This is a genomic window from Ruegeria arenilitoris (assembly GCF_013031355.1).
GTDB classification, from domain to species: domain Bacteria; phylum Pseudomonadota; class Alphaproteobacteria; order Rhodobacterales; family Rhodobacteraceae; genus Ruegeria; species Ruegeria arenilitoris_C.
The window spans coordinates 142,378-152,988 of record NZ_WPZO01000010.1 but is presented as its reverse complement, the minus strand read 5'-3'; the positions used below and the strand labels follow the sequence as shown (position 1 = coordinate 152,988).

13 protein-coding genes are annotated in these 10,611 nt (G+C 54.3%); 7 read left to right on the top strand and 6 right to left on the bottom strand.

All coding sequences use genetic code 11. From position 1 onward, the window contains the following. Nucleotides 1-156: 156 nt before the first annotated feature. Nucleotides 157-600, bottom strand: a complete 444-nt coding sequence (locus tag GOX63_RS19370; protein WP_170328158.1) for a hypothetical protein — start codon at nucleotides 598-600, stop codon at nucleotides 157-159. A 37-nt stretch (nucleotides 601-637) separates the two neighbouring features. Beyond that, complete coding sequence (locus tag GOX63_RS19365) at nucleotides 638-1,006, bottom strand: antibiotic biosynthesis monooxygenase family protein (protein ID WP_170546833.1); 369 nt, start codon at nucleotides 1,004-1,006, stop codon at nucleotides 638-640. Between the two features lie 103 nt (nucleotides 1,007-1,109). Between GOX63_RS19365 and GOX63_RS19360 the strand changes: the two genes are divergently transcribed. The 5 genes from GOX63_RS19360 (at nucleotide 1,110) to GOX63_RS19340 (ending at nucleotide 3,782) form a co-directional block, all read left to right on the top strand. Continuing rightward, nucleotides 1,110-1,607: a MarR family winged helix-turn-helix transcriptional regulator gene (locus GOX63_RS19360; RefSeq protein WP_170328160.1), complete on the top strand. Its 498-nt coding sequence runs from the start codon at nucleotides 1,110-1,112 to the stop codon at nucleotides 1,605-1,607. Nucleotides 1,608-1,734: 127 nt separating this feature from the next. Further along, nucleotides 1,735-2,676: a RadC family protein gene (radC, locus tag GOX63_RS19355; RefSeq protein ID WP_254436023.1), complete on the top strand. Its 942-nt coding sequence runs from the start codon at nucleotides 1,735-1,737 to the stop codon at nucleotides 2,674-2,676. Between the two features lie 21 nt (nucleotides 2,677-2,697). Beyond that, complete coding sequence (locus tag GOX63_RS19350; protein ID WP_170328161.1) at nucleotides 2,698-3,105, top strand: hypothetical protein; 408 nt, start codon at nucleotides 2,698-2,700, stop codon at nucleotides 3,103-3,105. A gap of 3 nt (nucleotides 3,106-3,108) precedes the next feature. Next, complete coding sequence (locus GOX63_RS19345) at nucleotides 3,109-3,513, top strand: thermonuclease family protein (RefSeq protein WP_170328162.1); 405 nt, start codon at nucleotides 3,109-3,111, stop codon at nucleotides 3,511-3,513. A 23-nt stretch (nucleotides 3,514-3,536) separates the two neighbouring features. Continuing rightward, the gene (locus GOX63_RS19340; RefSeq protein WP_170328163.1) at nucleotides 3,537-3,782 is read left to right on the top strand and encodes a hypothetical protein; all 246 of its coding nucleotides are present in this window, start codon (nucleotides 3,537-3,539) and stop codon (nucleotides 3,780-3,782) included. 203 nt (nucleotides 3,783-3,985) lie between these two features. On the opposite strand, the gene GOX63_RS19335 is transcribed toward GOX63_RS19340, so the two are convergent. Both GOX63_RS19335 and GOX63_RS19330 read right to left on the bottom strand, forming a co-directional pair. Continuing rightward, on the bottom strand, nucleotides 3,986-4,576 hold the full coding sequence (locus tag GOX63_RS19335) for an isochorismatase family protein (RefSeq protein ID WP_170328164.1): 591 nt from the start codon (nucleotides 4,574-4,576) through the stop codon (nucleotides 3,986-3,988). 18 nt (nucleotides 4,577-4,594) lie between these two features. Then, on the bottom strand, nucleotides 4,595-5,323 hold the full coding sequence (locus tag GOX63_RS19330) for a pirin family protein (protein WP_170328165.1): 729 nt from the start codon (nucleotides 5,321-5,323) through the stop codon (nucleotides 4,595-4,597). Between the two features lie 90 nt (nucleotides 5,324-5,413). On the opposite strand from GOX63_RS19330, the gene GOX63_RS19325 reads away from it, so the two are divergent. After that, nucleotides 5,414-6,307, top strand: coding sequence for a LysR family transcriptional regulator (locus GOX63_RS19325; protein WP_170328166.1), 894 nt, complete (start codon nucleotides 5,414-5,416; stop codon nucleotides 6,305-6,307). Between the two features lie 662 nt (nucleotides 6,308-6,969). Next, nucleotides 6,970-7,380, top strand: coding sequence for a hypothetical protein (locus GOX63_RS19320; protein ID WP_170328167.1), 411 nt, complete (start codon nucleotides 6,970-6,972; stop codon nucleotides 7,378-7,380). A gap of 232 nt (nucleotides 7,381-7,612) precedes the next feature. On the opposite strand, the gene GOX63_RS19315 is transcribed toward GOX63_RS19320, so the two are convergent. Both GOX63_RS19315 and GOX63_RS19310 read right to left on the bottom strand, forming a co-directional pair. Continuing rightward, nucleotides 7,613-9,475, bottom strand: a complete 1,863-nt coding sequence (locus GOX63_RS19315; protein ID WP_170546832.1) for a type IV secretory system conjugative DNA transfer family protein — start codon at nucleotides 9,473-9,475, stop codon at nucleotides 7,613-7,615. A gap of 64 nt (nucleotides 9,476-9,539) precedes the next feature. Continuing rightward, nucleotides 9,540-10,553 (bottom strand): ATPase, T2SS/T4P/T4SS family, encoded by a 1,014-nt coding sequence (locus tag GOX63_RS19310; protein ID WP_170328169.1) that lies wholly within the window; start codon nucleotides 10,551-10,553, stop codon nucleotides 9,540-9,542. Nucleotides 10,554-10,611: the final 58 nt, after the last annotated feature.

Sequence of the window (10,611 nt, the reverse complement as noted above, 5' to 3'; positions counted from 1 at the left end):
TTGTCCGCTATGGGTTCACAGCGGTCATCTGACGGTTGCAGTGGGACATGAGCCAGCTCAGACGACAGCAACGTCCGGAGTGCGGACAAAGCGCCAACTCGCGGCGTTTGCTCGAATGTCGGCCATTTTGCCAATGCTCGGGTTGGAACCACATCTTCAGCGCGGCCTCCGAATTTTGCCTGTCATTCGCAAGCCATCACGAATGTTCAGTCCCATCATCGTGAGGTTGGCCGCCCCGGCGATCAACTCAATCACCTGAACTGTGTAAAAGGTGCTGTCGAACTCGCCAGCAGCGGCTTTGCCAGCCAGAAACCAAGCGGCCGGTACGAGGATCAGCAAGCCGTTCAACGCAATGACAGGCATCCGGGTTTTCTTGGCCTTCGTAAGCGCACCCTTGCGTTTCCGGCCCATTGCCATGCCCGATCCGCCAGCAATCGCCATTGCCGGGATGAGGATGAACATGCCTTTCAGGATCAATGCTTTGACGGTTGCGACTGTTTCATGGCTCGCAAAGAGTTCGCTGGTGGCCGTTGATGTCCAGAAGAGGAGGATCATCACAAAGCCTATGCCCCCTGCGATGGCGTGAATCTTTGTTTTCATAGCGGTTCACTCAAATTGGCTCTTGGAAAGGAACTCATCAGGCCGTGCAGCAATTCGGCACCGCAACCTTCTCAAACAGATGGGGGGCGGTCACAGCGCTTGAGGGATAATGGCTGAGCTGCTGCTGAAACTCGGGGTTTGAAAACGCCGCGCGGAAGTCCGCAACAGACTCCCAGACCGCGTAGTTCATATACATACTGCCGTCACCAACGGCTTTATGCAGTTGAGTGCTGATGTAACCCGGCTGCTTCTTCATCCATTGGGCATCGATCTTCCAGGCTTCAACCAAGGCGACCTGGTCAACGGGATCGACTGTGAAGAGGTTGACGAGAACGACGGGTCCAACGTCGATGCTCAATTGCCGTTCAATGGGAAACTCGGGGTCGAGCGGTTGGAAACTCACCATTTCGGTACTCCTTGAAAGTCACTTCAATTTGGTGTCATGTTGTCATATTTAAGAAGCATCAAACACAATGACAATGTGTTGTCAAATAAAATGAGGAACCGACATGCCGGACGAACGAAGAACCGAAGCAGGAGAAGCCGTGACAGCGTTGATACTGGATGTGTTTCGGCTGAACGGTCGATTGCAGCTTGCCGGTGATCGGCTCGTATCAGAACTGGGTCTAACAAGTGCCCGATGGCAGATCCTTGGCGCAATTGCTTATTCTGATCGGCCGGAATCCGTTGCCTGGCATGCGCGGACGATGGGCGTTCACCGGCAGGGCGTACAACGGATCATCAATGAACTGAGCAAAGAAGGTATAGTGGAGTTTCAGCCGAACCCACACCACAAGCGGGCGCACTTGGTTGTCATGACTCGAAAGGGGCAGGAGTTGTACGAAGCCGCGATTGCGAGGCAAATCCCATGGGTGAATGAACTCTCGGAAGGCCTGTCGCCAGATGATATTGCGACAGCGCAAAATGTTATTGACGGTCTCAAAACACGTCTCGAAGAAGCCTCAACTCGACAAGATCAGAGCCCGTCTCAAAGCGGACGCTCATAGAGAGAGCAGGATCGGTCAATCTGGGTTCAATGCAAGCAATTGAAGTTCAACAATAGGGAGGCGACGTTTACCGTCTATTAACCAGCACACCGCCATTCTCGTTCAGCGCAGGAACGCGATAGGTGCGATGATGAAAAGCCAGATATTGGACCAACTGAAAGAGGTTATAGGCCGGGACAAAAAGAGGTTCGGCAGGTTGGTCAAATACGACGGGCAGAACGGCTTTTCAGAGGACGCGATGCAAGGGCTTAAGGACTTGGAGGCACGAACGCCGCCACCTGAGGCAATCACTGAACCGGCTCACTCACCCAGTTATGCTTACCGCGACCGACTGTCGCCAACGAACGCAGCAGGGGGCGGCTTGGTCAAAGGCGATGACGGGGCAAAACGCCCGCACTATTGGGGCCACCGTGAGCGATTGAGGCAACGGTTCCTGAAAGGCGGCCATGACCCGATGCCCGAATATGAACTGCTGGAACTCCTGCTGTTCAACGCAATTCCGAGGATAGATGTCAAACCGCTGGCCAAGCGACTTCTGGCGGAGTTCGGTGACCTGAATGGCGTCATTGCGGCCTCCAAGCATCGGATACTGAAGGTGGAGGGGGCAAACGACTGGGTCTACTACCACCTCCGGGTTGTTGAAGCCTTCGGACATCGGATGGCGCAAGCCCAAGTGATGAAGCGGGATGTTGTGTCGTCATGGGAAGCCCTGGTGACCTACTGCCGTACTGCCATGGCCCATCGCGAAATTGAGCAGTTCCGCGTTTTGTATCTCGATCGCAAGAACGTTCTGATTGCTGACGAGGAACAATCCAAGGGTACGGTTGACCACGTGCCGGTGTATCCGCGCGAGGTTGTCAAACGGGCTCTGGAGCTGAACGCAAGCTCGCTGATCCTGGTACACAACCATCCGTCGGGTGATCCGACCCCCAGTACCTCAGACATCCTCATGACCGAACGCGTACAGGAAGCCTGCAACACTATGGGCATTCTGATCCATGACCACGTTATCATTGGGAAAAAGGAAGAGTATTCGTTTAACACGAATGGCTTGCTGGGAAACTTGTAGGGCATTAGCAATGAAAGCAAAATGTCCGACGAAAGGCCCGCAAAGGTGGATTCAGAAAAGATTCAGCTCCTGCAACTGGCAATGGACCAAGCGGCGCGAACCAATACCTACTGGAACATTTATGTTGCTGTCGTAACCGCCATTTTCGGTGTGTTGGCATCGGGGAAAGCTCCTGTAGATAAGCATGTATTCAAGTTGGCGCTGTCTGCCCTGTTCCTCGTGTTTGCGATTGGAAACTTGCGCGCCATAGAAGCGGTCGGGGAAGTTAGAACGGCACTTGCTGCCGTACTAGGGGCAGAGTTCAAGGAAATTACGGTTGGGCTCAAGCCCGCGTCAGAATGGGGGTATAGGGTTTTTCATGGCTTGCTGGACGCCGCGATAGTGGCGTGTATTTTGTTCGTTAAATGGCCTGCGCCCAGCAGAGACTAACTTATGAAGCTTTTGACACGACTGGCTGCAATTATAGCCCTTTTCTTATCCACCTCTGCCGCTGCTAGGAGCCTTCATGTCCGAGACGCCGACACCATCGTTGTTGATGGCACACCTGTCCGCCTGAACGGCGTCGATGCGCCTGAGCTGGACACGCGATCCGGCCAGGACGCTAAGCGCTGGATGGTGAACTACCTCCGGGGGAAATCTATTTCCTGTGAACTGAACGGTGAGCGCACCTATGACCGCTGGGTAGGGGTGTGCTACGCCGATGGTGAAGACGTAGGAGCGGCTGTGATCGCCGCCGGGCACGCTTTGGACTGCTCTAGGTACTCCGGTGGCCGGTACAAAAACCTTGAGACTCGCGCAGCACGGTCACGGCTCAAGCGAGCGAAGTACTGCAGATGACGAACCAGGGCATTAGAGTGGCTATGAAAAATAAAAAACTTGCTCTGTGGGGCTGTAAAATTCTCGCTGCAACAGCCTTACTAATAGCATTCAGATATGGTTTGCCGATGGGTTTTCCCGGCTTCATAATCCCTGACGTCGATTTCCTGCCAAAACCATTTGCAGCCTATAAATACCTCATCTTTTGGGGGGCAATGGCTCTGGTCTGCCTCTTCTTGCTACTGCGGGACAATATACAACGCGACATCTCAATTGAAGTTGAAAAATAGGAGGCGACGTCCGCTATGCGGACAAAACGGCCATTTGCTGCTTCATTCTGAGCGGCATCCGAACGCTCATAACTGCCATTCGATTCATGGGCTGCGCGCCCAATGCATCCATGATGTGCTGGGCGGAGAGCTTCTGAATTGTTTGACGGCCGCCCTGTGGATGAGGCGGCCGCACTCGTATTGTTTGTAAAGGGTCAGCGAGCCTATCCGCGGCTCAGGATTTCCTCTCCGAGGATTTGCATGATCTTTTGACCAGCCTCGCTGGCCCAATTGACAGCAAGTTCTGCCAGCAGCGCGCTGGTTGTGGTGAGCTCGACACCACCGCGCTCCATCTTCCGGAACGCCATCTCATCCGTCAGCGCGGTGGGGGAACCAGAAGCGTCGACCACAGCGGTCACGGCAAAGCCTTCGTCGGCAGCGCTGATTGCAGGAGGGGCAAGGCATACGTCGGTGGTGATGCCCGCCATGATGAAATGCTTGCGCCCGGTGTTGCGGCAGGCATCTGCAAAGGCGCTGTCATCCCAGCAGTTCACTACGCCGGGACGCTTAATCCGCGCGGCGAAGGCATCTGGCGCGATCTCTTCCAGCGCGGGCATCAACTGGCCCTGCATGTTGTCTTCCATACTGGAAGTCAGCACCAGCGGCATGCCAAGCGCGGTCGCCGCCCGCGCCAGGGCACGGGTGTTGGCTTCGATCAGATCGCGGTCAACGGATTTTGCCCAATTCATTGTACCGATCTGGTGGTCGATCAAAACGATGGCTGCGTTGTCGGGGGTCACTTTTTTGGAGGTCATGTTGATGTCCTTTCCTGGTTAAAAGATTTCGGAAGTGGGCAGATCGAAGATCAGGATTTCGGCTTCGGCTGAGACCGTAATCTCCAGGTTTCTTGAGCGGAGCAGTCCCAGCCCATCTCCTTTGCCAAGGGGGAGGCCAGCAACAGTTGCCTCGCCTTCGATCATCAAGATGTAGAGGCTGCGATCAAGGCTGTGCGGTTTGAAACTCAGCACGCCGTGGCGGTCCATTTTTCCGTAACTGAGACGCACTTCCTGCTGCACAACAAGGGAGCCTTCGGCGCCGTCGGGTGACAGCACCAGCTGGAATCGATTGGTGTGGTCCGCGGTTTCCAGTACCTTGCTGGAATAGGCCGGCGCCAACCCTTTGGATCGCGGCTCGAACCAGATTTGCAGAGCTCGCATCGGCATTGTCCGCGAATTGTTCACTTCGTTGTGGAGGATGCCGGTGCCAGCAGTGATCACCTGAAGGCCCTTCGCCTTTACGGTGCCGTTGTAAACGGGAACCACAGGATCGATATGCGACACCTCTCCGTCTACCATGAAGGTAACGACCTCGACATCTTGGTGCGGATGCAGACCAAAACCTTGGGCGCCTGGGGCTAGCGTTCCGTCGTCGATTGTGATCAGCGGGCCGAACCTGCGCCGCCCTGCTTCGAGATGCGGCTTGAACGACAAATACGCCTGCATGAAGCCGAAGTCCTTGAACTCGCGGGTTGCGGCGGGGTGGTAGACCATCTCAGTCTGCATTGTTCATATCCTGACCTGTTCGCTGGGACGGAATTTAGGGATCCTCTTTGTTCTGGAAAATGATCCTTTTGTTAACTATCGTTCGTAATTATGAACGATAGATTCTATTCCTGCGCCAAGGCCCTGGTGGCTACTGTGCGTGCCGGGTCAATGAGTGCGGCAGCGGCGGAGCTGAACACCACGAAGTCGGCAATCAGCCAAAAACTTGCACTCTTCGAAGCTGAATTGGGGTTGGTATTGCTGGACCGGTCAGGTCGGGCGGTGACCCCGACCTTAGCCGGGCGCAGAATATTTGAGATCTGCGCTGGTCCTGTTGACGCAGCGCTTGAGGCCGAGGCAGAGCTTGGCTTTGCCAGAAGCGGGAAGATTGCTGGTCGGGTGTCGATCTCGGGACCCAACAGCCTGCTTGGCACCATGTTTGTCCCACTCCTGACCGGGCTTCAAACCCGCTTTCCGGACGTCGAACTGGAGCTTCATGCAGACGATTCCAGGTCGGATTTTGCGGCAGATGACATCGATTTGGCGTTCAGGACTGGTTCCGCCAGCAAAGGGCGATTCATATCAACCGCCTTACCGCCTGCCCGGCGAGCACCTTACGCCAGCCCAACCCTTTTGGAGCAGGTGCAAGACGTCGCCCAGCCTGCTGACTTATTGTCGCTTCAATGTGTCGTACGAACTCAGGAACCCAGCAAATGGGTGTTCAAGAACGAAGATGGCCGACAAGAGGTTATCACGCCGCTTATTGGATTGCGGGTCAATACGATGGAGCTTGCATATGCGGCGGCCCTAGAGGGACAAGGAGTGGCCCTGCTCCCGTCCATACTAGCGCAACCGGATGAACGGATTGGCCGCCTCGTGCGCTTATTCCCGAATTGGTCTACCGATCCAGTTTCAGTGACCTTGCTTTGCCGCCCTGAACGCATGTCGGCGCCGTCAGTTGCAGCAGTACGAAAATATATTCTGGAGGCATGTGAACCCGCATAGCTGTCAAGTACAGCCAATCTTGCCTGAGCTGTGTAACGGTATGTGGAAATCAATGAGTTCAAATCAACTGGCTGCTTCAGAGAATTTGATAGTGCGGAACGTCCTGGCTGACACATTGGTGTGCAGCTGCCAAGGAAGGTTAGCTTTGCGCACATCACACCAGTTCGTGAGTCATGCGGCATTTGGCTAATTGGGCTCAGAACGGACTTCCGGCGCTGCGGGACCCAATTTTCAATGGTTTATGACGGCTAAGCGGATCTAGACTTCCACCTTTGCTCGTATGCCTGCGACACCTGCTCCACGGAGTGGAGATACTCTCCCGGAGCGTACTGCAGATCAATGCCGAAGAGGAATATTGCAGCCTCCCACAGGTCAGCTTTGTCTTTCGCTGGTTCAAACTCTAAGCTTCCTAAGTCGTTGGCGTTCATGACTGAATAGCCCCATCTGTCTGCATCTTCCAACGAACAGCTGCCGCTAATCACACTCTCATAAATTTCAGATACAGTTTTCCAGTTCAACAACATCGATTCTGTGCCTCATATCGAATTTGCATCGATCTTAGAGTCTTTGGCCGCGTCAGCTAAGGGCTCAAAGTGACGCTTGCAAGGTTTCGAGGTCCTGCATACGTATGAAGACAGAAATTGGACAAATGGGAAATTAGTGTGAAGTTTCTGTTCTTCATAGTCCCTACATTCATCGCTTCGACACTGCTCTTTTCGACGTTTGGTACGCTGGGTCTGTGTGGAATGACTGATTGTTTGGGTTCAGGGCGAGGTACCACCACCGACTTAATAATCGGTGTAGCAAGTATCGTACTAGCCTTTATTCCTTTCGTGATAACCTCTTGCATTATTTATCAAAAACTCCGACGTAAGCCTCTCGATAAGTGGGTGAAGATGAGCGGGTGGGCAGTGTGTCTTACAATCGGTGCGCTAGGGGTATTCCAAGTAATTGTTGATCCCGGAGATGCGCATTGGGCCGGAATACCAATGCTTGTCTTCTCTTGTTTTTTTGCATTGTCGATTTTGAATTTTCCAAATCCCGAAGCCAGCCCTAATTGGCAAGCAAACTGAACTTAGCTTTTGGTTTAATCGGCAGTAATGTCCACTTACCGGACGTATGCAGGCGCAGAGTTCAAATGGCTTAGCAATGGCAGGTCAGGGCTCGATTTTGCCAATACCGTTCAATGAATGAAGGTCTGGTCTCAGGAAACGGCTTGAACTTTGCAAAGTACGTTTTCCGCGCAGACCCGACATTGATTGTCTCCAACGCAAGTAAACCTCTCACACGCAAACCAGGTATCAATTAAGCCAGCTTCCCCATCGCCAACTGCTTTGCCGTCATCGCTTTGGATTTTGCCTCAGCCCGTTGTGCATCAAAAGCGGCTTTGACAGCCCGATCGTTCTCAGAAACCTCTTTCACCGGGGCAGGGGCCGGTTTCGCTTCAGCCAGAGCCTTGGCCGTGTCCTTTGCCTGTTCTTCAGCGAGATCCCGATGTGTTCCCTTGATCTGCGGAACATCACCACCAAGAAACTGCATGAAATAAGGATCTTCGAAGTATCGGATTTTGTTGGCAATCACCGGCATCTTGCCTTCGCGGATCAGCACAACTTCATTTTCAGGCAATCGGCCAACGTGTTCGGGCCGGAGCAGGCGAATGCCTTCCTCGCGTTCCGATATGCTGCCCATTTCCATTTTGCCGAGCGCCCGCGACTTCGATTTGCTCATTACTGTTTTGTCACCGATGGATCTGGACACGTGTTCGCGGACCTCTGAATCTTCGGACGCCGCAAACATCTGCGTCCCGGCGTTTGCCAACATTGCCCGCACGCCTTCATGCCCGTAGATGTCCTGCAGGCGCGACAGCGTTTGCGAAATCACCACGAGCCTGCCCCCGAACGATCGCATGGTGTCATAGGCTTCAACGACACGCTCAAGGTGGCCGAGGCGTTGGAACTCATCGAGCAGGATCAGGACCTTGAATGGCTCATCTTCGCCCGGCTCAACGGTTTCGATGGTGTTCACCAAATCGAGGAAGAACAGGCGAATGAGCGTCCGGAACTCTTTGACCTTTTTTCCCGGTGCAGAAAAGTAGATCGAGGTGGGGCGCCGACGCAGATCTTCAAAATTGATGTCATTGCCCTGCGTGGCTCTTGCCACAGACGGGTTACGCCAGAGCTGAAGGCCGGAGTTCAGCATAACCGAAATCGTTGACCGCAAGATTTTGGATTCTTCGGCTGCAAGATTCAGGAACTCATCTGCAGCGCGCGCATATCCAATTTCTCCAGCCATTTTCTCGTAGTCCTTTTGCTTTGTCGTTTTGACCAGGCGCAGGACTTCGGAAATGTATGGCCGCTTTCTTTTGATCGCCAACATCGCCATTGCGCAGAACATGCCTTCGACACCACCCATAAAGCCCTGTGCGGACGAGCTGGGCGTGTCGAACATCTGGGTCGCAACCTGAATCACTTCTTCCCATCGTCGGTCCAGATTATCGGCACGGACCGCACGGCGCAGTGGGTTATAGCTGTGGCTTTTGTCGGGGTTCTCGGGATCGAACACGAAAACCTCATCGCCCATTGCTGCCCGCCGCGCGCCGGTTGTCTGGAAAATCTCGCCTTTGATGTCCAGAACAACGCAGGAGCCATTGAACCGAAGGACGTTCGGGATCACAAAGCCGCTGGTTTTGCCCGAGCCGGAGGGGGCAATGAACATCGCGTGCGGCTTTTGAAAGCTGGGCCCGGGCTTGTAGTAGATCGCATTTTTGTCCTTTGGCTCACCAAATTTGGCAAACACGATTTCGCTGTCCAACGGATCTTTGAGCTTTAGCGCCGAAGCATAGCCCTCTTGGACGAGCTGAGGGGCCTTTGCAAAACTCGCATCCCCGTATTTCGTTGAGGGACCACGCAGCGCAGCCGCCACAAATGCAAAGGTCAAAACCCCCACTGCGACCACCGCTACCAGACCGATGATCTGCTGCGTCTCTGCAGGCTGTGCCATGAACTTCTCTGGGATTGCCCAGATGTTCAGTCCGCGAACTCCTCTGGTGTTGATGTATTCGAGCGCCAGCCCGATCACCAACACCGCGCACGCCGAAGTGGCGATAAAGCCCATTGTACCGGCGATCGCGACCTTCTTGCCTTTGGGGAGATCCTGAAACTCAGCCATCGGTCAGCTCATGCTTGAAGAAATACCCGTCTCGATACTTAAATTTCTTCATCGTCGCGCACCGTTAGATAAGTTGGCCAGCGCTCATCAGGGGTGGGAAAATCACGCCATTGATCCTCCGTTCGTCCCTGATTTTCTTCATGTGAACGATCATGTGAATGGTGGCCCGGATGTCATCGACCACCTCTGACTTTTGGACGGTCGGAGATCCGCGCCGTACCATTTTGCTCATGCGCCCGATGGCATCTACGGGCGAATTGGCGTGCATGGTGCAGACAGATCCATCGTGGCCGGTGTTCACCAACTCCAAAAACATATTCGCGTCGTTGCCCCGGATTTCCCCACAAACCAGCCGATCAGGCCGCAAACGCAGCGCCGATTCAAGCAGTTTTGTCGGGGATCGAGGACCGTCGATTTCGGAACGATCAGCAAGCAGGCTCACGGCATTGGGCTGCGCGATGTCCAGCTCGGCCACTTCTTCAATTGTTACGATCCGTTCGCCCGGATCGACGCGCTTCAGCATGGCATTGAGAACCGTGGTTTTGCCAGACGAGGTGCCCCCGGCAATGATCACGTTCCATTTGCTAAGCATCGCAAGGTCGGCCAGCTCGTCAAAGTTCATTGTTCCGGCAGCGAGAGCAGCCCGAGCATTTTCAAGCGCGCTATGATCGTTACTTTCTGCCAATGCGGCCTCTTTGCTTGCAAAGCTGAACGCGCCCAGATCGACGGTTTTCACGCGGAGCAGGCGGATCGCCACGGACCCCACGCCGGTTGTTGCGGGCGGGATCACGACCTGCACCCGCGCTTTGCCCTGCTGTGTCGGCACGTTGGCCGTCGCAATGGGCTTCTTTTCTCCGAATGTCACATCGCTGAAACCGGCCACGCAGCGCCCGATGCTTTCTACATCGTCTCTGTTCAGAGCGATGTCTGTCCTGGTCATGTGCGTTGTGCCCATTTCTTCGACCCAGACCGATCCGTCAGGATTAACAGAAATTTCGCTCAGGCTTTCATCGTGCAACAGATGTTCGATCTTGCCTGTATAGTGTTCCAGAAGGCCATTACCGTTCCGCCCGCTCATATTCTTGTCCTTGGTAGTGCACTTTTGGGAACAGTGGAGGTTGCCTTCGCTGCCTCTC

Excerpts from the sequence above, each read along its gene's own strand:
- GOX63_RS19370 (WP_170328158.1), bottom strand. The coding sequence starts at position 600 with ATGAAAACAAAGATTCACGCCATCGCAGGGGGCATAGGCTTTGTGATG.
- GOX63_RS19365 (WP_170546833.1), bottom strand. The coding sequence starts at position 1,006 with ATGGTGAGTTTCCAACCGCTCGACCCCGAGTTTCCCATTGAACGGCAA.
- GOX63_RS19360 (WP_170328160.1), top strand. The coding sequence starts at position 1,110 with ATGCCGGACGAACGAAGAACCGAAGCAGGAGAAGCCGTGACAGCGTTG.
- radC (WP_254436023.1), top strand. The coding sequence starts at position 1,735 with ATGATGAAAAGCCAGATATTGGACCAACTGAAAGAGGTTATAGGCCGG.
- GOX63_RS19350 (WP_170328161.1), top strand. The coding sequence starts at position 2,698 with ATGTCCGACGAAAGGCCCGCAAAGGTGGATTCAGAAAAGATTCAGCTC.
- GOX63_RS19345 (WP_170328162.1), top strand. The coding sequence starts at position 3,109 with ATGAAGCTTTTGACACGACTGGCTGCAATTATAGCCCTTTTCTTATCC.
- GOX63_RS19340 (WP_170328163.1), top strand. The coding sequence starts at position 3,537 with ATGAAAAATAAAAAACTTGCTCTGTGGGGCTGTAAAATTCTCGCTGCA.
- GOX63_RS19335 (WP_170328164.1), bottom strand. The coding sequence starts at position 4,576 with ATGACCTCCAAAAAAGTGACCCCCGACAACGCAGCCATCGTTTTGATC.
- GOX63_RS19330 (WP_170328165.1), bottom strand. The coding sequence starts at position 5,323 with ATGCAGACTGAGATGGTCTACCACCCCGCCGCAACCCGCGAGTTCAAG.
- GOX63_RS19325 (WP_170328166.1), top strand. The coding sequence starts at position 5,414 with ATGAACGATAGATTCTATTCCTGCGCCAAGGCCCTGGTGGCTACTGTG.
- GOX63_RS19315 (WP_170546832.1), bottom strand. The coding sequence starts at position 9,475 with ATGGCTGAGTTTCAGGATCTCCCCAAAGGCAAGAAGGTCGCGATCGCC.
- GOX63_RS19310 (WP_170328169.1), bottom strand. The coding sequence starts at position 10,553 with ATGAGCGGGCGGAACGGTAATGGCCTTCTGGAACACTATACAGGCAAG.